Origin of the sequence: Synechococcus sp. A15-24 (genome assembly GCF_014280195.1) — a bacterium.
GTDB lineage: Bacteria > Cyanobacteriota > Cyanobacteriia > PCC-6307 > Cyanobiaceae > Parasynechococcus.
Map to the genome: position 1 here is coordinate 1,216,104 of NZ_CP047960.1, position 17,208 is coordinate 1,233,311.

A 17,208-nucleotide genomic window follows, 5' to 3' on the forward strand; every position below is an offset into this window, starting at 1 on the left:
CAACCAATCGGCGCTATCCAGGGGTCAGCCCTGCCGCTGCCATGACGCATCCACCAGTTCTGCAGACCCAGGCCACAACACCGGCATTCCTTCCCCCCAACCGCAACCAGAGCGAGGCGGTCATCGGCGGTGTTACTGCTCTGTTAATTCTTCTGGTGGCCCTGAACCTGATCAGTCGCTGGATGATCCGGATCTGCCGGCCCAACGAAATGCTGGTGGTCACAGGAAGCCGCAGCAACCAGGGTCAGCAGGGAATGAAGGGCTACCGGGTGGTGGCCAACGGCGGCTGGACCTTTGTCAAGCCGATTCTGGAAACAGCCCGCCGCATGGATGTCACGTTGTTGCCGGTGCTGGTGGAGGTGAAGAACGCCTACTCCAAGGGGGGGACACCGCTGAACATCCAGGCGATCGCCAATGTGAAGGTGAGCAGCGATCCCGATGTGCGTAACAACGCCATCGAGCGCTTTCTCGGCCGTGATTCGGAAGAGATCGTGCAAGTGGCCAAAGAAAACCTGGAGGGCAACCTGCGCAGCGTGCTGGCCCAGCTCACCCCGGAACAAGTGAATGAGGACCGACTGCGCTTCGCTGAACGAATCGCCGATGACGTCGGCGATGACCTGCGACGACTAGGGATGCAACTGGACACCCTCAAAATTCAGAGTGTCTTCGATGACGTGGATTACCTGAACTCGATCAGCCGCCGCCGGGTGGCCCAGATCGTCCGGGATGCGGAAATCGCAGAGGCCGAGGCGATCGGAGAAGCCGAGCGCAAGGAGGCCGAGATGGAAGAAGTGGCGGAGGTGGTCCGCACCGAAGCCGACACCGTGGTGCTGGAGAAAGACAACGCGGTGCGCACCAAGGTGGCCCAGATGGAGAAGCAGGCCCGTTCCGAGGAGGAACGCACGACGGCAGCGGAACTGGAAGCAAGAGCGAAGGCCCAGCAACAGCTGCAGAAAGTGCGCTCCGAGCTGGAGCGTCTGAGGCTGGAGGCGGAGGAGGTGCTGCCTGCCCAGGCGAGGCAACGGGCGCGGGAACTGCGCGCCCGCGGTCAGGCGGCTGCCACCGCCGAGGATGTGAAGGCCAGCGCCCTGGTCAATGACCTGCTGACCCAGGTGTGGGAGGACGCCGGCAGCACCGCTGAGCTGGTGTTCCTGCTTCAGCAGATCGAGATGGTGCTCGACCAGGCCACGCGTCTTCCTTCACGACTGACCCTGAAACGGATCACCAGCCTCGATGGCAACGACGCCACCAGCCTCGCCAGCCTCGTGGCCCTGAACCACGTTGTGGTTCGCCAGTTCTTTGAGCAGGTGAAGGAGATCCTCGGCATCGACTTGCTCGCCACCCTGTCCACGACTCAGCAAGGAGACAACTGATGTTCATTGCCATCGGACTCACCGGCGCCGCCGGCATCTGGGCCTTCGTGGTGCTGCTGCGGCAGCTGTATTACATCTGTCAGCCCAGTGAGGTGCTGATCTTCGCCGGTCTGCGCCGCACCACCGGCAGCGGCCGGAATGTCGGCTATCGAACCGTGCGCGGCGGCAGTGCCCTACGCATTCCCCTTCTGGAGGAGGTGATGCGGCTCGATTTGAGCAACATGATCATCGACCTCAAGGTGGATAACGCCTACTCCAAGGGAGGCATTCCGCTGAACGTCTCCGGGGTTGCCAACATCAAAATCTCGAGCGATGAGCCCGGGATCCATAACGCCATCGAACGCCTGATCGGCAAGGAGCAGGATGAGATTCGGCACATCGCCAAGGAAACCCTTGAGGGCAACCTGCGCGGTGTGATGGCCAGCCTGACGCCGGAGCAGCTCAACGAAGACAAGGTCACCTTTGCCCGCACCCTGCTGGAGGAAGCGGAGGACGACCTGCAGAAACTGGGGCTGGTGCTCGACACCCTGCAGATTCAGAACATCTCCGACGATGTGCGCTACCTCGATTCGATCGGCCGCAAGCAACTGGTTGAACTGAAGCGTGATTCCCGCATCGCAGAAGCGGAAGCGAAGTCACAGTCAGCGGTGAAGCAGGCGGAGAACGAACGGATCACGGCACTCAGGCGGCTCGACAAGGACCTTGCGATTGCCACGGCCGATGCAGAAAAACGGGTGAAGGACGCCCTGACGCGCCGCGAGGCCCTGGTGGCGGAGGTTCAGGCTGAGGTGGGAGCCGAACTGGCCCGTGCCGAAGCTGAGGTGCCGGTGCAACAGGAACGCATCAAGCAGGTCACGCAGCAGCTCGAAGCGGATGTGATCGCCCCGGCGGAATCGGAATGCCAGACAATGATGGCCGAGGCCAAAGGTGAAGCGGCCACGATCGTCGAGCAGGGTCGCTCCCAGGCGGAAGGTCTGCGGGATCTGGTGGAGTCGCTGAAACGGTCCGGCGATGACGCCAAACGATTGTTCCTGCTGCAGAAACTCGAGCCGCTGCTGACGATGCTCAGCGACACCGTTCAGCCGATCGAGGTGGAGGAGGTGAACCTGATCGGTGAGCGGGAGGGGCAGATCAACCTGTCCCTGGCCACCCTGCTGAAACAACTGCAGCAGAGCACCGGCTTGCGTCTGCCTGTCAGCGAGAGCGAATGAAACGGTTCTTTCTGCTACAGCTTCGCCAGGATCAAACTTAAGTTTCTCTCTCCCCATGTCGCGTGCCACCCGTCTGATCAACCGTCTGGACAAGGTGCTGGCCCGGCATGACAGCTTCGGCGACGATCCGGCGGCCTTCGTGGACAGCGTGTTCGCCGAAATCGAAGAGCAGCTGGAACCGGTGAAGGCCAAGTCGAAGCCCGAACACTGGGCTGAGATCTATGTGGAACGGGATCGCGCCCGGATCAAGGAGCAGGTGCTCAACCGCGTGATGGAGCGCGGGGCCGAAGCAGTCGATTAAAGGGAATCGTCGCTGGAGCTGTTGCCGGTCAACAGATCCGGCGGCAACCCACCGAACGTCATGGCGAGATTCTCTGGGGTGAACACCTCGGAGGTTTCGCCGTAGGCCAGAACGGTTTTGTTGATCAACACCACGAGATCGCAGAACTCCCGCACATGACTCAGGTCATGGGTGGAGATAAGAATCGTGCGGCCGTCCTCGCGGAACTGCATGAACAGTTCCGCCATCAACTTTTCAGTGCGAACGTCAACGCCGTTGAAGGGTTCATCCAGCAGGAGCACATCGGCACGCTGCGCGATCGCCCGAGCCAGAAAGGCGCGTTTGCGCTGTCCACCGGAGAGGGCTCCGATCGGCCTTGAGCGAAGGTCAAACAGATCCACCCGCTTCAAGGCGTCGCGCACAGCCACCCGATCGGAACTGCGGGGAATGCGCAGCAGATTCATGGCGCCGTAGCGCCCCATCATCACCACATCCCAGACGGAGACAGGGAACTGACTATCGATCCCCTCGCTCTGGGGTACGTAGGCCACCGACTGCTGCCGCTGGGCCTCCGCGACTGGAGCACCGTTGATACGGATGCGTCCACGGGATGGACGGACAAAGCCGGTGAGAGCTTTGAACAAGGTGGACTTGCCGGCACCATTCATGCCCACCAGGCCGCAGATGCAACCAGCGGGAAGGTGCAGGCTGGCGTCATAGAGCGCCACGGTGCCGTTGTAGTCAACGCAGAGCTGATCCGCCTCGATCCGCATCAGCGCTGCACCTCCAGAAGTCCGGACCTGATCAGATCCATATTGTGACGCTGGAGCTCCAGCAACGAAGGGGCCGGTCCATCTGCCTCCGAGAGGGAATCAACGTAAAAGCTGCCCCCGAAGCGGGCCCCAGCGGCAGTGGCCACCTCCCGCTGCGCCTTGTCGGAGACCGTGCTTTCGCAATAAATCGTGGGAATGTCACGCTCCCGAACGGTCGCGATCAGGCGGGCCATCCGCTTCGGCGTGACCTGACTCTCCGCATTCACTGGCCAGAGGTAGGCCTCCTCGAAGCCATAGTCCTGCGCCAGGTAGGAGAAGGCCCCTTCACAGGTCACCAACAGCCGACGCTCTGGCGGAATGGTTTGAAGGGCATCGCGCAGATCATGGTCCAGCTGCTGAAGCTCAGCCTTGTAAACGGCGGCATTGGCTGCGAACTGTTCAGCGCCAGCTGGATCGAGGTCTGAAAAAGCATCCACCAAGCGATCCACGTAGTGCATCGTCCGCTGCGGCGACATCCAGGCGTGGGGATTGGGCTTTCCGGCGTAAGCATCCTCTGTGATCAGCAGCGGTTGCATCCCTTCGGCAAGGGTGAGGGTCGGCACGTCACCAGCGGCAGCCGTGAATCGACGGAACCAGAGCTCCAGGCCCAGACCGTTTTCAACAATCAGATCAGCGGAACTGGCCCGTTCGATGTCACTGGGGGTGGGCTGATAGCCGTGGATTTCGGCTCCAGGCTTGACGATGGAGCGCACATGTAGGCGATCCCCAGCCACATTTCTTGCCAGATCGGCCAGCACGGTGAAGCTGGTGAGAACCGTTGGTCTGGAATCGGAGGTTTGCTGTTCTGGATCGCGACTGCTGCAGCCGGCCAATGCAACCAAGGCCAGCAGCACCAGGCTGAACGAATGTCGAACCACCCTTTTCAACGACGCCATAACAGCTGCGACGTCAACGCCATTGCACTGCAGGCATCATTGCCTGTGGAGAGCCGGTGAGGTCCATGCGCAAGAAGGAACGAGCGCAGGTGGCGCTGGAACGGCTGAACGACCAGTATCCGGAGACGCCGGTCCCTCTGGATCACAGCGATCCATTCACGTTGCTGATCGCGGTGCTGCTCAGCGCCCAGTGCACAGACAAAAAAGTGAACGAGGTGACCCCGGCTCTGTTTGCCGCTGGGCCTGACCCTGCGGCCATGGCACAACTTGAGGAGCAGCAGATCCTGCAGCACATCCGCCAACTGGGCCTGGCGAAGACCAAAGCCAAGAATGTCCGCCGACTCGCGCAGTTGTTGCTGGAGCGTCATGACGGCGAGGTCCCCCAGAGTTTCGAGGCGCTGGAGGCACTGCCGGGCGTTGGGCACAAAACCGCCAGCGTGGTGATGTCCCAGGCCTTCGGCGTACCGGCCTTTCCTGTGGACACTCATATTCATCGCCTGGCCCAGCGCTGGGGACTGAGCAACGGCGACAACGTGCAGCGCACCGAGCGAGACCTCAAGGATCTGTTCCCGCGGGAGGCCTGGAATCGACTGCACCTGCAGATCATTTTCTACGGGCGGGAGTTCTGCACCGCCCGCGGCTGCGACGGTCGGATCTGTCCGATGTGCCGGGAGCTGTATCCGAACCGCCGCAAACCAGTGATCACACGCAAAGCGTGACCGTCAGAGGTCGTCCTCGGCGTTGGCCTTGATGCTGCAGTCGCTGGTGGGATAGCTGACGCAGAGCAGGGCAAATCCCTGGCCGATCTGATCGTCGTCCAGGAAGCTCTGGTCGGTCTGGTCAACGGACCCACTCAGCAACTTGCCGGCGCAGGTGGAGCAGGCTCCGGCTCGGCAGGAGTAGGGCAGATCCACACCGGCTTCTTCAGCGGCGTCGAGGATGTACACGTCATCGGCGCACTCAAAGGTGGAACCACCTTCGATGCTGATCTTGTAGGAGGCCATTCGGAGAAAACAGACTTCCCGCTTGTTAGCCGCGGCGGTCAAAACGTGCCGTGCCAATCAAGACAACGCCTGGGTCCCACTCAGACGTCGTCTGAGCCAACGGATCCCAACAGAGTCAGCACCTGGTCAAGCCCCTTGGACTGATCGCGGATCACAACACTGGCGTTCTGTTTGAGGGGTTGGATGAAATGGCGCTCCCCAGGCAGCATCTCCCGCAACATCTGACGGATCACATAGCGGGGGGAACGATGGCGATCGCGGACGTCCCGCCGCAAACGTCGCCACAGTCGCCGGGGCACGGACTCCTCCAGATAAACCACCAAAAGGAACGGGAAATCGTTCACCAGGTGCTGAGGTCCGTAGGCACCTTCCAGAAGAATCACGTTGTAAGCAGTTGTGATCGACCGCCGCTGAACGCGGCGGGTGCGCATGTCGTACGTGCGCAAAGTCTGGGCCTGCCCCTGACGTGCCGCGGAAAGATCAACCCGCAGGGCCTGATCATCGATGGCATCTGCTGTGTCGAACCCGAACAGCGGATGGGGACTCCAATCCTGGCGGTAGTAGTCGTCGCAGGCGATCTGCAGAGGCTGACGACCACGGGCCTGCAGGGCTTGCGAAAGAGACGCCGCAAAGGTGGTTTTGCCGGCCGCGGAAGGGCCACAAATACAGAGGACAGGCCATAACGGGGTCATGAATCCATGCTGGCAAGGCCAGACAAGAGCACAGTCGCCAATTGGTAGCCGTTGTTACAGAAATGGCCTATGGTCAAGGCACGTTGAGCTTCATCCATGGAGCTGCAGTCAGACCCACGCCAGGCAACGGGGGCATGGGCGCTGAAGAGGTGATGTCATGAACACACTTCAACTGATCAAAGCCCGCACCACCCGCACCCGGGCCATGCAACGGGCGCGCCTGCAGATGGCCAAGGCCTTCGGCAGTGCTGACCACATCGATGCCACCCACACACCGGTGGAATTTGGCCAGAAGCCACAACTGCGCTATCGCGGCGTGGCATATGACCCGATCCAACAGGATCAGGAGGCCACCGGCGGCCGCGAACTTCGCTACCGCGGCGTGAGCTACGGGGTGTATTGATTCTCCAGACAACAGCAAGGAGCGGGGGACACTCCCCCGCTTTTTTGTGATCAGCCCTTGGGAACGAACGCCTGGGATGCCGCGATCAGAAGGCCAGTGACCAGCAGGGCGGGAAGGATGACCGTCGGGCCACCGGGGGCCGTCTGAGAAGCGAACAGCAGCATGGAAGGCAATGCCGAAATGTTCAGATTGCCAGATCTGGACAGTGGATGCATCTGAGCAGTCACGCATCGCCATGGACTGCCCGTCATCGAGGCTCAGCAGGACACGATGACGGGAAAAAGAAACAATTCACCCTGAACAGCTGCAGAGGACCGCGAAGACCTGACCTTGCAACTTGCCGAGCGAGGCGGCGCGGACGCTGGCGTGTCACTCAGCACTTTGCGGGGGCGAATCAGGGACTGCCGCATCCAGGCATCGGCACGGAAGGTGGCGTAGGGAGAGCTGCAAGCCATGAGGACCTCACTGATACACCTGTTCTAGTGCGTCTGTACTAGTGCGTCAACTGGCTGATCAGATTCCGCAACCGCCGTCGACATTGCCGCTGTCGTCATGAAGCTGCTGCAGGCGCTTGAGGAGCTCTGCATCGCCAACGATCACCCGACGTCGTCCATCCACACCCATGTAGGTGAGCCTCCCTTCCGCATCGACCACCAGGGCCGTGAGCGGCGTCACCGAGGAGGGCTCGTCCATGGATCAACGACGCAATGGAATCACCATGCCAACACTCTCAGCACGAACGGGGATGCAATAAGTGAAACAACCCATGCCAACAACCACTGTTCACGCTGCACTAACACCAGAACCCCCTTTTCGTCATGACCTCATGCCCGTGGCCGCGCCGACGCGCGCCCATTGATCGCATGCGGGACTGGTGGACCCCGCCCATGCGCCAATCGCCATCGACCACCGATGCAGTGGACGACCAACAGCAGCTCTGGAGCACATTGATGCAGGGGGGCTTCTGGCTCTCCTGAGACAGAAACACGATCGCCAATCAGCTCGCCAATGATTGATCAGAAGCAGTTAACGATGAATCAATCCACGGCTTCGCCAATGTTCCTAACAGCTTTTCCACAATCCGACATCCTCAGGATGTCGATGCCAAGACGGGTCTGCCACTGGCGGGGGAAAACCGGTTTTCCTCTTGACGAGGCCGGAGAGCAGCCTGTAGTCCAGCGCACATCGCGCTCCAGAACGACTGCAAAAACTGATCTCACCCCGAACAAGGTCAACTTGATCGGTCCATCGGAACGGTTTTGACGAACCGACTCCTGACGTGCGGAGATGGATTGCAGGAAGCGCAGAGAGCAATTTGCTGACCACTCCGGATTCCATGCCGCCACACGTCAGTGTGGAAAACCAGTTGCCGCAGGATCTTTGTGAAGCCATGGGCCGATTCATCGAGAGCCATCCGCAATGGGACCAGTACCGACTGGTCCAGGTGGCCATCGCTGGCTTCCTGTTTCAGCAGGGCAGCCAGGAGCGGATGGTGGCGCAGCACTATCTAAAAGGACTGTTCCACCACAGGCCAGACCCATGCCAGATGGCGCTCGAGCGCTGAGCTGTGATTGCTGTGCATCACCCGGAGAGCTGCACTACAGGGTCCGAACCGATGCGCTGACGGAGTGGATCTTCGTTTGTCCCTCCTGCTGGCCCGCGCTGAAAGCGCAACCCGGGTACCGCTACGGAGGGACCCGAAAGGCGGATCGGCGACGCCGTCGGCGCTGAACTCAGGGCAGCGGTAGGCAGTCGTAGGCGACGATCGAGCCGCGGCGCTGCAGGAATTCCGGTTGCAGGGGGTCCTCGACCCGCCACCACCAACGACCGTCGGTGTAGCTGGGAGCACCGGCATTGTTCGTACGCGGTAGCTGCAAGGTCATGTCACGCCAGTGGATCAGAACTCCATCTCCGGGGAGCGTCCCGGCCGAGGTGTTCGGAATTCCTCCGGGCAGACCGGTCGGATCCACCGCACCAGCCACGGTCTCCACCCTCAGCGGATCACCGTCACAGCTCCAGTCTGCAGCGGCCGGAGCCGGCAACAAGCAGATCAGCATCGACAGGATCAACGACAGGAGGGCACCCACGACAGAATTGTCCGATGACTCTCACCCTCGTCTACGACGGCGGCTGCCCCTTCTGCCGTTCCTTTGCCCTGCGCAGTGAGTTGGTGGGCGGTATCAAGGAGCTAGAAATCCGTGATGGTCGGGCCGACAACGAGCTGCGCTGCCGCCTTCAGCAACAGGGTTACCGCCTAGCTGACGGGGCGATGCTGTTGGAAGGCGACACGATTTGGCACGGAAGCGCGGCCATTGCAGAACTGTGCCGACGCATGCAACCGAGTGATCCACTGCTGCTGATGATGCGCCAACTGTTTCGCGACGATGGACGTGCCGCGGGGGTTTACCCCTCCCTGTTGCTGGCACGACGACTCGCCCTGACCATTCAAGGCAAGCCAGTCGACCCAGACGTTCAACCGATCTGAGCGAGGACCGGTGTGGCATCACGACCCCATGCAGGTCTACGGTGAATGCATCGCCTTCAGGTTTCCTTAAGTATCGACCCCGATTCCTCTGTCCCCGATGCCCTGAGCCGCCACCAGCTCAGCGCCCTGCTCAAAGCAGCGATGGAGGGCACGCAAGCGCGAATGGCCAGCGTTGATGAGGACGAATTGCTGCGGGCAGCTCTAAGTGCCTGGGCAGATCAAACCAACGAACTGCTCCAGTGGATCGAAAGCCAGGGTGATGCCGTCAGCGATACCAGAACACCAAAACAGGTCATGGCCCTGGGCAGCTTCCGAACTCACTTGGTGATGGGACTGAAGGCACTGCGATATGCGGAGAGCTGATCGCGTTCAGCGTCAGAGGGTCGGTTCAAGTTCCAAAGCGATGCTTAAATCAACTTGTTCGGCGAAATCCTCTAGCTCGGCATTCATTTCAATCAACAACACGGCTAAAGCCGAAGCAAACTCAGTGCAGAAGTCGTCCGCCACAGCGTCTCAGAACGGGACCCACCATTTCTAGAGACAGGATTGGCACTGCTGTGGCTGTCCTCAACTGATGTTCACAAACGCTGAATTCAGGCCACCAAACGTACGCTGAACTGATCGATATCAAGATTCAACTGACGCATCCGATCTCGAATTCCCAAGCAATCTCTGCAGGAGCAATGATCTTGACCAACCTCCACATGATGAAGGAGAAGGGGGAGAATTTGATCTTCGTCTTCGTAGAAGAAAGAGATGATATCTCAGGCAGAGAATAAAGTTACAAAGATCCTTACTGGAACCAGCTTCGACGACAACAACAAATCATTCAGAATGGTGTTATCAACACACAAGAATCGTCAGGATTCAACAACAATAGGTTCATTCACAAATAATCCTGCGGAGTGTGCATCCACGAGCAGCGTGCTCAGGCAATCCATACCGAAACAGGCTTCGCCGGATAGCAACGTGGTCCATTCCTCCTCCGGGAAGTGGGTTTGCAGCCATAACGCACCATGGACACTGGCAACGATCAGACGGGCCAAACCGGGTCGATCAGCGTGTTGAACGAGGAGATCCAAAGCCGTCTACTAACTCAATTGAGTCCATTACGCCGAACAATGGACCAACCAATTGTTCGTTCTGATACAAAAACGGCAAGAGGCCTCATCGTGGACGAAGTTTTAATTGGTTAAGTTAATGTTGTTACGTATTGAACACCGTGTCGGACGACCTGACAGCCATCATGATTTCCTCCGTGTTGGTGGGAGCCGGGGTTGTCGTGGCGCGGTTCTTCCGAGAGGCGTCTCTGCTGGCAGCCTTTTTTCTCGTGGGCTTCATCGGCTTGGAGCTGACGCTTGTGCTGATCAGCTGAGCTCCTGATCCCGTTGCCAACGCATGCCCAGCCTGAACCGTTGATAACGGACCATCGCTTGCTCCAGGCTGAGGTGAGGATAAAGCGCCGATGCTTCCTCAAGGGTTGCGGGCTCCCGCAACCAATCCTGATCCGGTGGTGTGGCCGCCGCTGCTGAATCGCGCCGCCAGCGTCGAGAACCTGGCAGATGCCGGCGCCATCGATCGAGAAGCTCGAGGGGATGAATCACGGTGTTTTTACAGAAAAACTCGTTTTGAAGGACTGTCGCCTCGCTCAAGGGCGAGCTAGCACCGATTCAGCACGAGAGGAATGATGGCTCGCTTCGGACTGAAAATGATCACGGATCACCTGCCACGCATCGGTCGGCGGCGCTCCGTGGTGCCAGCTGTTCCAACGCAAGAATCGCAGAACGCTCCGAAAATGGATTACTGGGCAATGGATTGCGCCGCCAATCCCTGGCGAAAGGGATGCCGCACCTACGACAGCTGAGCGGTCGGATCAACAAGCGGCGACCGGTTCGAGCATGGACCGGGTTCTCAGCGAGAAGCCCATCTGGAGCAGCCGTGCATTGGAGACACGTGCGTTGAACACCCTGGCCCCTGGACGATCGTGGTTGTCCCAGATCACAGGGGGGAGCCCTTCTTCATCGCAGAGTGCATTGGAGAGCTCGCGACGGCTGAGTTGAAGGTCATCCACGAGGTTGTAGATGCCCTGAAGTCTGCGCTGCAGGGCAAACTCAACCCCGCGAACGATGTCCTCCAGGTGCACCCAGGCATTGATGTGGTTGCCGTTCTTGGCCACCTGCTGCCCCGAGGCACTGCGAATGAACGATGGGATGTCTTTTCCGGGCCCGTAGATCCCCCCCAACCTCAGCACACAGGTCTGAATCGATGGAGTGTTGAGCCCAAGGACAGCATTTTCCGCCTGCACCAGTAGTTCGTTGGTGCTGTTGCTGAGATCCGGGGATGACAACTCCGTGGTGACGGCACCGCACTGATCGCCATAGACCCCAGCGCTGCTCAGGTAACTGACGTGAAGCGGACGTTGGCGAGGGCGCTCTCGGAGAGCTTTGACAATGGCAGGAACCGCTTCGCCGTAAACCGCCCTGTACTGATCTTCCTCGTAGCTGGCCGTGGTCGGAGCCATGGCAATCAACACACCATCAAGGTCGTCGAAAACACTGAAGTCGGCGGCGGAATCACCAGCTCGAAGAATGCGGGGATGGTCGACCAGATCGCACAACTCAGCCAGACGAGCCGGGCCCGTGGTGGTGCCCGTCAGCTCGTAGCCCTGTGCGCGGAGGTGAAGGGCAACAGCAGAACCGACGTAACCACAACCCACCACTCCGAACCGACCTGACATGACTTTTTTACCTGTGTTTACATAACGTAACGATTCATGGGGCAGTGTGTTGTAAGAACCGCTGCAGCCTCTGTTGTTGGCTCAAAACAGCAGTTGCAGCAATCCGATTGTGACCAGGGCCAGTGCAACGGCAACAGCCAGCCCCCCCAGCAGCAGAACAACACCCGCCACAAAACCGATCCGCGCTGCCGTTTGGGGAAACAGTAGATAAAAGCTGAGGCCGAATGCCACGGGCCACAGCGGTGGCAACAGAACGCAAACGGCTGTGAGCAGGGTTAATCGATGGCGACGGCTGCGATCCTGTTCCTGGGACAGCTGAATCCGCTGGTTCTGACGATCGAGTTCCGCCTGTTCCTCGTCGCTCAGCCAGCGACCCCGTTGACGGGCGGCCTCAAGATCCTGGGCCGGATTGTTCGGGATGGATCCCTTAGTCATGGCGTCAGCGTAGGAAGCCGTGACAGCGCCTACGGCCCACTGAGTTGCTGGAATAGGGAACGACGGTCCTGCTCCAACTCAATCTGAATGGTGCGCGCCACCGCCTGAGGATCACTAAGAACCGCGTCATGGGTGAACCGCAGCGTGCGCAGATGGCGACTGAGGAGACGATCACGGTTGTAATCCTTGTCGCGGCGTTTGGTTTTGTTGTGGCGAGCTCCGTCAATTTCCACATTGAGCAGCCCATGGGGGGAGATCACCAGCAGATCCAGGGTGCGACGGGTGCCTGTTGCACCCTCAGGAATGCAGATGTGCACCTCAAAACTGAACAGAAGTCCGGCAGCTTCGAGGGCCTCACACAGCCGCACATGACCCTCTGACTGAAGATCAACCCCCTTGAACCTCTGCTCCCACTCAGCCATGCCTGCAGTTCAGCGGTTCACCAGCCGTGCATGCAATGCACACACCTTGACCGCCTTGGCAGGTGGCGCCTGACAGAGAGCGCCCAGCTCCTGGTTCAGCTGCTGAAACAAGCCAACGTCCGCCCCGGGCAGAGACGAAAGCGCAGACAAGAAGCCGACCATCGCCACCATCACCACAGCATCACCCTCCGATCCAATCTTGAGACAAGATTAAGACCCTGAAGCTGGAGGGTTGCCCTGAGGCTGATCCACCTCATCCAGTTGCACCACTCCCTTGAGCGTGCCGAGGTGCAGCATCAATCCGGCACGCCAGGCCGCATCGGCATCAGCCGCTTCGACGCGCTCGGTGTTGAGCACGCCATTGCAATCAAGGATTAGATCAAACAGAGGCGGCATGCCGGGGAGATGCAGTGTCCCCATTCAGGCGAAACCATGATGACGACACATACCCCAACTGAGGGATTTTGAATTCAACCGAAGGTCTCAGGCCTGGGATGCGAGAACGGAAAGCGCTGCTAACACCGCGACAGAGACGACGATGAACGACAGACCCATCGCAATCTCATTGCTGCGCTTGATGTCTTGATAGCTGCGCATGACCCGATTGCGTGGATCGCCAAGCTAAGGGCGTAGTCACAAACCAAGCGAATGGGTCAATAGATCTTGATGTCGACGAGACGTTTCTTTATGTCCATGAGAACAAGGACCTGACTCGAGCTCAATCCATTCCAGGACCAACGCATGCAGGCAAGCGAGAGCACTCCTCTGCTCCTGAGAGCCGGCGGGTGTGTACTTGAAATCCATGAACGCCCGGTCAGCCAGCGGTCGTTGCTGGAGGCAGCGATCCTGAATAGACATCAACTTTGGGGCTGCCCCGAACCTGAGAGGCGCGAGATCCAAAGCACCATGCTGGCGGCGGAAAAGGCGCCAAAAATGGTTAGAAGCAGCTGCGTAGACATCTCGCTGAGGCGCGCTTTCAGCGCAACCGTGAACTTCTTCACAAAACTACACGCGCTGATCCTGCTGTGTGGGCACGTCCATCAGTCGAGCGCGAACAGCCGTGCGCGAGCAGCAGCACCAATCACCGATGTGTCATGTTGAAGTGGTGAAGCAGGTCTGTTCAGGCCTGTGAGCTGAGCAACCCTGATAACGCAGGCGAGCGAGAACCCGATAACCCTGTTTTGAACCCAATGAAGAAACACACCGCACGGCGTGCCGCAAACTTGACTGCGCGCAAGAGCGCAACCCCGAAGCACCCTCCTTCCAACCAGCTCAAAACCTCTCCCCAACTCATCAGCTGGGAAGAGGTCATCGGCAAGCGCTGAACCGAGCTGAAATCAGCGGCGGGGTTCGGCCTGACGAACTGTGATCCCGCGTCCCATCCACTCGACGTCCTGCAGGTCGTCGATGGCGGACTTTTCATCCGCAGCATTGGCAAGGTCGACAAAGGCAAAGCCACGCTTTCGGCCGGTCTCCCGATCCAAAGGCAGCGAACACTTGCTGACCTCGCCGTACTGGCTGAACAGATGAACGAGGTCTTCTCTCTCAGCGTCCCAGGAGAGATTGCCAATGAAAATCGTCAAAAAAAAGGCCAAAACCGTACTAACTCACCATCGCATACAGCCGTACCTTGAATGCCACTCATCCAGCAGGCTCAGTAGGCGGTGGCAGTGACAGAACGAATGTCAGCAGAGCTGAAGCAAGACGTGCGTCGCCCTCAAGTACTAAGAGACGGTGCACGTCCATCGCTTGACCAAGGTCCGGCGTCGCCGATCCGTTGATCAGACCACGCGCTTTGCTGCGGGCGATCACGTGCTGGAGCGACATGGTCATGACTCCAAGCTGGCTTATCTGAAACCAAAGCCCTTCAGGTCTTCCACATTGCAGCGGTATTGGGCCAAAACCAGGCATGGGCACGCCATTTCCAACATCGGTGGGCGCTGCCCCAGAGGCAATGCGCCTTAACACCGATTGCCGGATGTGCTCCACGCGACCAACACTGTGGTCATCGAGATCGGAGGTGCCCATGACGGCCGACACTCCACCTGAGCAACACCCAGAAGCTGCCTGACTGACTCGGCTCCTGCTCCAACAGTTTCCACACATCCGTAAGGCTCGTCCTTTGGCAGGCATTCCTTGAGCGCCACGTCAATCGACACTCCATTGCACCGTCCTCAGGTGCCCAGGAGTCCACAAGCCTTCACAACTGGACCCCATGGCCCCAGGCGCCATCCAGCCAGACGCTTCGACCGTTTCTTCAGTCCCTTTGCTTGAGGTTCCAACTCACTGAAGCATTACTGATCAGGTCGATTGCTATGCACAAACGAGCGAGATAGGCCGTCCTTCCCATCCGGGAGGGGCGGCCTTCCCCTTGTTGGGTGCATGGATCAAATCAATAGAAGGCCTGTTGTTTGGCGCTTTTCGATCCTTGGACTGTTCACCCTGGATGTAGTTGCAGCGAAGCCATGGGTGGATTGAGTGGCACCAAATCGGACGACTTCATCAACGCCGCCAAAGCACGTGCTGAGGCCGCCATTCAAGACAACCAGCCAAAGCTGACCAAACTGGAAAAGGCTTTCCGCCATGCCGCCCTGCGGCGCCGGGCCCAGGATGCCCGCAGGGCTGCTGACGACCATCGCGCCAAACCCAACACTCCATAACAGATCAGAGCGACATCCGCAGGCCCTGAGCCCAATCCAGCGTGAACTCGAAACATAGTGTTACGGTTCGAAGGCTCTGTGTCCCCTGCGGATGTTCACGCTCGACAAAGCTCGTCAGATCTTCCCAGACACGTTGAGCGCTGGTGCAGTCCCGGCCATCACAGCCCGCTTCAAGCTGCTGAGCGCAGAGGACCAGTTGGCACTTATCTGGTTTGCCTATCTGGAAATGGGGAAGACCATCACCGTGGCGGCACCGGGTGCGGCCCGCATGGCGCTGGCACAGCCGACGATGGATGAAATTCTGGCGATGAGCTTTGACGAGCAGACCAAGGTGATGTGCGATTTGGCTTCCAAGATCAACAGCCCGATTTCGGCGCGCTACGCCTACTGGTCGGTGAACGTGAAGCTGTGCTTCTGGTACGAGCTGGGCGAATTCATGCGCCAGGGCAAGGTGGCTCCGATTCCTCAGGGGTACAGGTTGTCCGCAAACGCCAACTCGGTGCTGGAGGCCGTCAAGAAAGTTGAGCAGGGCCAACAGATCACCCTGCTGCGCAACTTCGTGGTCGACATGGGCTACGACCCCGATGTGGACGACAGCCAGGTGGTCACCGAGCCGATCGTGGCTCCGACACCGGTTGATCAACGCGAGGAGATTCTGATCCCCGGCGTGCTGAATCAGACCATCCTCAGCTACATGCAGCTGCTCAATGCCAACGACTTTGATCAGCTGATCGATCTGTTTCTCAACGATGGTGCTCTGCAGCCCCCGTTCCAGCGTCCCATTGTCGGCCGCGACGCCATCCAGAAATTCTTCAAGCGGGATTGTCAGAACCTGAAGTTGATGCCCCAGGGCGGTTATGGCGAGCCGACCGAAGGTGGCTTCAATCAGATCAAGGTCACCGGCAAGGTGCAGACCCCCTGGTTCGGTCGTGAGGTGGGCATGAACGTGGCTTGGCGCTTCCTTCTGGATGAAAACGACAAAATCTATTTCGTGGCCATCGACTTGCTGGCATCTCCAGCCGAGTTGCTCAAGCTGGGTGGCAAATGAGTTCAGCCCTCAGGCCCGCAAAGGGTTGGTTCTGGCTGGTCTGATTGGATCCGCCTGGCTGCTCTCCCTGGGCCTGAGCTACACCCTGCCACTCGATCAGACGCCTGGGCTGTTGATTGGCAGCTTGATTCTGCTGAGGGCCTTTCTGCATACCGGGCTGTTCATCGTTGCCCACGATTCCATGCACGCCAGTCTTGTTCCGGGTCATCCCGGATTGAACAGCTGGATCGGCAAAGTTTGTTTAATGATGTATGCAGGCTTGTCTTATGAGCGTTGTTCCCGCAACCACATACGTCATCACCTGGCACCGGAAACGTTCCAGGATCCTGACTACCAATGTTGCACGAAAAACAACATCCTGGATTGGTATGTTCACTTTATGGGCAACTATCTGGGTGGCCAACAACTGTTGAATTTAAGTTTTCTTTGGCTGACACTTGTCATTCTCAACGGTTCTGATCTCCCTGTTCAGATCATGCATCTGCTGTTGTTCAGCGTTCTGCCACTGATCATCAGTTCCTGTCAATTGTTTCTAGTGGGAACCTGGTTACCCCACCGACGTGGGGCCACGACACGACCGGGCGTGACAACGCGCAGCCTGGCCTTGCATCCAGCACTATCTTTCGCAGCTTGTTACCACTTTGGCTATCATCGCGAACATCATGAATCGCCTTCCACTCCCTGGTTTCAGCTGCCACAACTCCGAAGTGAATCATTCATTTGACCATTTCTGACCAACGCTGATTTCCT

Annotated in this window: 32 protein-coding genes; 15 read left to right on the plus strand and 17 right to left on the minus strand. The window is 58.9% G+C overall.

The annotated features are described in order from the left end of the window. The first annotated feature begins 41 nt into the window (after positions 1–41). From SynA1524_RS06675 to SynA1524_RS06685, 3 genes are read left to right on the plus strand one after another with little or no spacing between them, the layout of a single operon-like run. Positions 42–1,373, plus strand: coding sequence for a flotillin family protein (locus SynA1524_RS06675; RefSeq protein WP_186496181.1), 1,332 nt, complete (start codon positions 42–44; stop codon positions 1,371–1,373). After that, positions 1,373–2,584 (plus strand): flotillin family protein, encoded by a 1,212-nt coding sequence (locus tag SynA1524_RS06680; RefSeq protein WP_186496184.1) that lies wholly within the window; start codon positions 1,373–1,375, stop codon positions 2,582–2,584. Before SynA1524_RS06675 ends, SynA1524_RS06680 begins: the two co-directional genes overlap by 1 nt. Before the next feature lie 55 nt (positions 2,585–2,639). Continuing rightward, a complete protein-coding gene (locus SynA1524_RS06685) occupies positions 2,640–2,885 on the plus strand; it encodes a hypothetical protein (RefSeq protein WP_186496186.1) in 246 nt (81 codons plus the stop codon). On the opposite strand, the gene SynA1524_RS06690 is transcribed toward SynA1524_RS06685, so the two are convergent. Next, positions 2,882–3,637 carry a metal ABC transporter ATP-binding protein gene (locus SynA1524_RS06690; protein WP_186496187.1) on the minus strand — a complete coding sequence of 252 codons (756 nt, stop codon included), beginning with the start codon at positions 3,635–3,637 and terminating at the stop codon, positions 2,882–2,884. The genes SynA1524_RS06685 and SynA1524_RS06690 overlap by 4 nt on opposite strands. Beyond that, a complete protein-coding gene (locus SynA1524_RS06695; RefSeq protein WP_186496189.1) occupies positions 3,637–4,572 on the minus strand; it encodes a metal ABC transporter substrate-binding protein in 936 nt (311 codons plus the stop codon). Before SynA1524_RS06695 ends, SynA1524_RS06690 begins: the two co-directional genes overlap by 1 nt. Positions 4,573–4,637: 65 nt before the next feature. Between SynA1524_RS06695 and nth the strand changes: the two genes are divergently transcribed. Beyond that, a complete protein-coding gene (gene nth, locus SynA1524_RS06700) occupies positions 4,638–5,291 on the plus strand; it encodes an endonuclease III (protein WP_186496191.1) in 654 nt (217 codons plus the stop codon). 3 nt (positions 5,292–5,294) lie between these two features. On the opposite strand, the gene SynA1524_RS06705 is transcribed toward nth, so the two are convergent. After that, a complete protein-coding gene (locus tag SynA1524_RS06705) occupies positions 5,295–5,576 on the minus strand; it encodes a 2Fe-2S iron-sulfur cluster-binding protein (RefSeq protein ID WP_186496193.1) in 282 nt (93 codons plus the stop codon). 80 nt (positions 5,577–5,656) lie between these two features. Continuing rightward, complete coding sequence (locus SynA1524_RS06710) at positions 5,657–6,268, minus strand: nucleoside kinase (protein ID WP_186496195.1); 612 nt, start codon at positions 6,266–6,268, stop codon at positions 5,657–5,659. A 157-nt stretch (positions 6,269–6,425) separates the two neighbouring features. On the opposite strand from SynA1524_RS06710, the gene SynA1524_RS06715 reads away from it, so the two are divergent. After that, the gene (locus SynA1524_RS06715; RefSeq protein WP_186496197.1) at positions 6,426–6,671 is read left to right on the plus strand and encodes a hypothetical protein; all 246 of its coding nucleotides are present in this window, start codon (positions 6,426–6,428) and stop codon (positions 6,669–6,671) included. A gap of 50 nt (positions 6,672–6,721) precedes the next feature. Here the strand turns inward: SynA1524_RS06715 and SynA1524_RS06720 are convergent, their stop codons facing one another. Both SynA1524_RS06720 and SynA1524_RS06725 read right to left on the minus strand, forming a co-directional pair. Then, positions 6,722–6,886: a hypothetical protein gene (locus SynA1524_RS06720; RefSeq protein ID WP_186499662.1), complete on the minus strand. Its 165-nt coding sequence runs from the start codon at positions 6,884–6,886 to the stop codon at positions 6,722–6,724. Between the two features lie 298 nt (positions 6,887–7,184). Further along, positions 7,185–7,364 (minus strand): hypothetical protein, encoded by a 180-nt coding sequence (locus tag SynA1524_RS06725; RefSeq protein ID WP_186496199.1) that lies wholly within the window; start codon positions 7,362–7,364, stop codon positions 7,185–7,187. A gap of 125 nt (positions 7,365–7,489) precedes the next feature. On the opposite strand from SynA1524_RS06725, the gene SynA1524_RS06730 reads away from it, so the two are divergent. The 3 genes from SynA1524_RS06730 (at position 7,490) to SynA1524_RS13250 (ending at position 8,402) form a co-directional block, all read left to right on the plus strand. After that, positions 7,490–7,648, plus strand: coding sequence for a hypothetical protein (locus SynA1524_RS06730; protein ID WP_186496201.1), 159 nt, complete (start codon positions 7,490–7,492; stop codon positions 7,646–7,648). 359 nt (positions 7,649–8,007) lie between these two features. Beyond that, positions 8,008–8,235 carry a DUF2811 domain-containing protein gene (locus SynA1524_RS06735; protein ID WP_186496203.1) on the plus strand — a complete coding sequence of 76 codons (228 nt, stop codon included), beginning with the start codon at positions 8,008–8,010 and terminating at the stop codon, positions 8,233–8,235. After that, positions 8,211–8,402, plus strand: a complete 192-nt coding sequence (locus SynA1524_RS13250) for a DUF8622 domain-containing protein (RefSeq protein WP_502707891.1) — start codon at positions 8,211–8,213, stop codon at positions 8,400–8,402. The genes SynA1524_RS06735 and SynA1524_RS13250 overlap by 25 nt, the downstream gene beginning before the upstream one ends. Positions 8,403–8,404: 2 nt before the next feature. Here SynA1524_RS13250 and SynA1524_RS06740 read toward each other — a convergent pair whose 3' ends face one another. After that, positions 8,405–8,758 (minus strand): DUF8671 domain-containing protein, encoded by a 354-nt coding sequence (locus SynA1524_RS06740; protein WP_286188504.1) that lies wholly within the window; start codon positions 8,756–8,758, stop codon positions 8,405–8,407. Positions 8,759–8,772: 14 nt separating this feature from the next. Between SynA1524_RS06740 and SynA1524_RS06745 the strand changes: the two genes are divergently transcribed. After that, positions 8,773–9,156, plus strand: a complete 384-nt coding sequence (locus SynA1524_RS06745) for a DCC1-like thiol-disulfide oxidoreductase family protein (RefSeq protein ID WP_186496205.1) — start codon at positions 8,773–8,775, stop codon at positions 9,154–9,156. 45 nt (positions 9,157–9,201) lie between these two features. Beyond that, positions 9,202–9,519 (plus strand): hypothetical protein, encoded by a 318-nt coding sequence (locus tag SynA1524_RS06750; protein ID WP_286188505.1) that lies wholly within the window; start codon positions 9,202–9,204, stop codon positions 9,517–9,519. Between the two features lie 12 nt (positions 9,520–9,531). Here SynA1524_RS06750 and SynA1524_RS13015 read toward each other — a convergent pair whose 3' ends face one another. Further along, positions 9,532–9,663, minus strand: a complete 132-nt coding sequence (locus SynA1524_RS13015) for a hypothetical protein (protein ID WP_286188506.1) — start codon at positions 9,661–9,663, stop codon at positions 9,532–9,534. Between the two features lie 353 nt (positions 9,664–10,016). Beyond that, a complete protein-coding gene (locus SynA1524_RS06755) occupies positions 10,017–10,202 on the minus strand; it encodes a hypothetical protein (protein WP_286188507.1) in 186 nt (61 codons plus the stop codon). Positions 10,203–10,402: 200 nt separating this feature from the next. Between SynA1524_RS06755 and SynA1524_RS13020 the strand changes: the two genes are divergently transcribed. Continuing rightward, the gene (locus SynA1524_RS13020; RefSeq protein ID WP_286188508.1) at positions 10,403–10,531 is read left to right on the plus strand and encodes a hypothetical protein; all 129 of its coding nucleotides are present in this window, start codon (positions 10,403–10,405) and stop codon (positions 10,529–10,531) included. Here SynA1524_RS13020 and SynA1524_RS06760 read toward each other — a convergent pair. After that, entirely contained in the window at positions 10,524–10,760 is a 237-nt protein-coding gene (locus SynA1524_RS06760; RefSeq protein ID WP_186496209.1) for a hypothetical protein, read from the minus strand. The two genes, SynA1524_RS13020 and SynA1524_RS06760, sit on opposite strands and share 8 nt — an antisense overlap. Positions 10,761–10,843: 83 nt before the next feature. Here SynA1524_RS06760 and SynA1524_RS06765 point away from each other — a divergent pair, with 83 nt between their 5' ends. Further along, entirely contained in the window at positions 10,844–11,020 is a 177-nt protein-coding gene (locus SynA1524_RS06765; RefSeq protein ID WP_186496211.1) for a hypothetical protein, read from the plus strand. Positions 11,021–11,029: 9 nt separating this feature from the next. On the opposite strand, the gene SynA1524_RS06770 is transcribed toward SynA1524_RS06765, so the two are convergent. The 7 genes from SynA1524_RS06770 to SynA1524_RS13025 all read right to left on the minus strand — a co-directional run bounded on the left by SynA1524_RS06770 (position 11,030) and on the right by SynA1524_RS13025 (position 14,778). Next, the gene (locus SynA1524_RS06770) at positions 11,030–11,893 is read right to left on the minus strand and encodes an SDR family oxidoreductase (RefSeq protein WP_186496213.1); all 864 of its coding nucleotides are present in this window, start codon (positions 11,891–11,893) and stop codon (positions 11,030–11,032) included. 81 nt (positions 11,894–11,974) lie between these two features. After that, entirely contained in the window at positions 11,975–12,328 is a 354-nt protein-coding gene (locus SynA1524_RS06775; RefSeq protein WP_186496215.1) for a hypothetical protein, read from the minus strand. A 29-nt stretch (positions 12,329–12,357) separates the two neighbouring features. Next, positions 12,358–12,750: a DUF559 domain-containing protein gene (locus SynA1524_RS06780; RefSeq protein WP_186496217.1), complete on the minus strand. Its 393-nt coding sequence runs from the start codon at positions 12,748–12,750 to the stop codon at positions 12,358–12,360. A gap of 9 nt (positions 12,751–12,759) precedes the next feature. After that, positions 12,760–12,912: a hypothetical protein gene (locus SynA1524_RS06785; protein ID WP_186499663.1), complete on the minus strand. Its 153-nt coding sequence runs from the start codon at positions 12,910–12,912 to the stop codon at positions 12,760–12,762. 48 nt (positions 12,913–12,960) lie between these two features. Further along, positions 12,961–13,146, minus strand: a complete 186-nt coding sequence (locus SynA1524_RS06790) for a hypothetical protein (RefSeq protein WP_222930471.1) — start codon at positions 13,144–13,146, stop codon at positions 12,961–12,963. Between the two features lie 941 nt (positions 13,147–14,087). Then, positions 14,088–14,333 (minus strand): RNA recognition motif domain-containing protein, encoded by a 246-nt coding sequence (locus SynA1524_RS06795; protein ID WP_042504323.1) that lies wholly within the window; start codon positions 14,331–14,333, stop codon positions 14,088–14,090. 58 nt (positions 14,334–14,391) lie between these two features. Continuing rightward, positions 14,392–14,778, minus strand: a complete 387-nt coding sequence (locus SynA1524_RS13025) for a hypothetical protein (protein ID WP_286188509.1) — start codon at positions 14,776–14,778, stop codon at positions 14,392–14,394. Between the two features lie 383 nt (positions 14,779–15,161). On the opposite strand from SynA1524_RS13025, the gene SynA1524_RS06805 reads away from it, so the two are divergent. The 3 genes from SynA1524_RS06805 to SynA1524_RS06815 all read left to right on the plus strand — a co-directional run bounded on the left by SynA1524_RS06805 (position 15,162) and on the right by SynA1524_RS06815 (position 17,182). Further along, positions 15,162–15,410, plus strand: coding sequence for a hypothetical protein (locus SynA1524_RS06805; RefSeq protein WP_286188510.1), 249 nt, complete (start codon positions 15,162–15,164; stop codon positions 15,408–15,410). Positions 15,411–15,501: 91 nt separating this feature from the next. Continuing rightward, positions 15,502–16,458 (plus strand): orange carotenoid-binding protein, encoded by a 957-nt coding sequence (locus tag SynA1524_RS06810; RefSeq protein ID WP_186496221.1) that lies wholly within the window; start codon positions 15,502–15,504, stop codon positions 16,456–16,458. Next, positions 16,448–17,182: a fatty acid desaturase gene (locus SynA1524_RS06815; protein ID WP_286188511.1), complete on the plus strand. Its 735-nt coding sequence runs from the start codon at positions 16,448–16,450 to the stop codon at positions 17,180–17,182. The genes SynA1524_RS06810 and SynA1524_RS06815 overlap by 11 nt, the downstream gene beginning before the upstream one ends. Positions 17,183–17,208 lie beyond the last annotated feature (26 nt).

Excerpts from the sequence above, each read along its gene's own strand:
- SynA1524_RS06675 (WP_186496181.1), top strand. The coding sequence starts at position 42 with ATGACGCATCCACCAGTTCTGCAGACCCAGGCCACAACACCGGCATTC.
- SynA1524_RS06680 (WP_186496184.1), top strand. The coding sequence starts at position 1,373 with ATGTTCATTGCCATCGGACTCACCGGCGCCGCCGGCATCTGGGCCTTC.
- SynA1524_RS06685 (WP_186496186.1), top strand. The coding sequence starts at position 2,640 with ATGTCGCGTGCCACCCGTCTGATCAACCGTCTGGACAAGGTGCTGGCC.
- SynA1524_RS06690 (WP_186496187.1), bottom strand. The coding sequence starts at position 3,637 with ATGCGGATCGAGGCGGATCAGCTCTGCGTTGACTACAACGGCACCGTG.
- SynA1524_RS06695 (WP_186496189.1), bottom strand. The coding sequence starts at position 4,572 with ATGGCGTCGTTGAAAAGGGTGGTTCGACATTCGTTCAGCCTGGTGCTG.
- nth (WP_186496191.1), top strand. The coding sequence starts at position 4,638 with ATGCGCAAGAAGGAACGAGCGCAGGTGGCGCTGGAACGGCTGAACGAC.
- SynA1524_RS06705 (WP_186496193.1), bottom strand. The coding sequence starts at position 5,576 with ATGGCCTCCTACAAGATCAGCATCGAAGGTGGTTCCACCTTTGAGTGC.
- SynA1524_RS06710 (WP_186496195.1), bottom strand. The coding sequence starts at position 6,268 with ATGACCCCGTTATGGCCTGTCCTCTGTATTTGTGGCCCTTCCGCGGCC.
- SynA1524_RS06715 (WP_186496197.1), top strand. The coding sequence starts at position 6,426 with ATGAACACACTTCAACTGATCAAAGCCCGCACCACCCGCACCCGGGCC.
- SynA1524_RS06720 (WP_186499662.1), bottom strand. The coding sequence starts at position 6,886 with ATGCATCCACTGTCCAGATCTGGCAATCTGAACATTTCGGCATTGCCT.
- SynA1524_RS06725 (WP_186496199.1), bottom strand. The coding sequence starts at position 7,364 with ATGGACGAGCCCTCCTCGGTGACGCCGCTCACGGCCCTGGTGGTCGAT.
- SynA1524_RS06730 (WP_186496201.1), top strand. The coding sequence starts at position 7,490 with ATGACCTCATGCCCGTGGCCGCGCCGACGCGCGCCCATTGATCGCATG.
- SynA1524_RS06735 (WP_186496203.1), top strand. The coding sequence starts at position 8,008 with ATGCCGCCACACGTCAGTGTGGAAAACCAGTTGCCGCAGGATCTTTGT.
- SynA1524_RS13250 (WP_502707891.1), top strand. The coding sequence starts at position 8,211 with ATGCCAGATGGCGCTCGAGCGCTGAGCTGTGATTGCTGTGCATCACCC.
- SynA1524_RS06745 (WP_186496205.1), top strand. The coding sequence starts at position 8,773 with ATGACTCTCACCCTCGTCTACGACGGCGGCTGCCCCTTCTGCCGTTCC.
- SynA1524_RS06750 (WP_286188505.1), top strand. The coding sequence starts at position 9,202 with ATGCATCGCCTTCAGGTTTCCTTAAGTATCGACCCCGATTCCTCTGTC.
- SynA1524_RS13020 (WP_286188508.1), top strand. The coding sequence starts at position 10,403 with ATGATTTCCTCCGTGTTGGTGGGAGCCGGGGTTGTCGTGGCGCGGTTC.
- SynA1524_RS06765 (WP_186496211.1), top strand. The coding sequence starts at position 10,844 with ATGGCTCGCTTCGGACTGAAAATGATCACGGATCACCTGCCACGCATC.
- SynA1524_RS06770 (WP_186496213.1), bottom strand. The coding sequence starts at position 11,893 with ATGTCAGGTCGGTTCGGAGTGGTGGGTTGTGGTTACGTCGGTTCTGCT.
- SynA1524_RS06775 (WP_186496215.1), bottom strand. The coding sequence starts at position 12,328 with ATGACTAAGGGATCCATCCCGAACAATCCGGCCCAGGATCTTGAGGCC.
- SynA1524_RS06780 (WP_186496217.1), bottom strand. The coding sequence starts at position 12,750 with ATGGCTGAGTGGGAGCAGAGGTTCAAGGGGGTTGATCTTCAGTCAGAG.
- SynA1524_RS06785 (WP_186499663.1), bottom strand. The coding sequence starts at position 12,912 with ATGGTCGGCTTCTTGTCTGCGCTTTCGTCTCTGCCCGGGGCGGACGTT.
- SynA1524_RS06790 (WP_222930471.1), bottom strand. The coding sequence starts at position 13,146 with ATGCCGCCTCTGTTTGATCTAATCCTTGATTGCAATGGCGTGCTCAAC.
- SynA1524_RS13025 (WP_286188509.1), bottom strand. The coding sequence starts at position 14,778 with ATGGGCACCTCCGATCTCGATGACCACAGTGTTGGTCGCGTGGAGCAC.
- SynA1524_RS06810 (WP_186496221.1), top strand. The coding sequence starts at position 15,502 with ATGTTCACGCTCGACAAAGCTCGTCAGATCTTCCCAGACACGTTGAGC.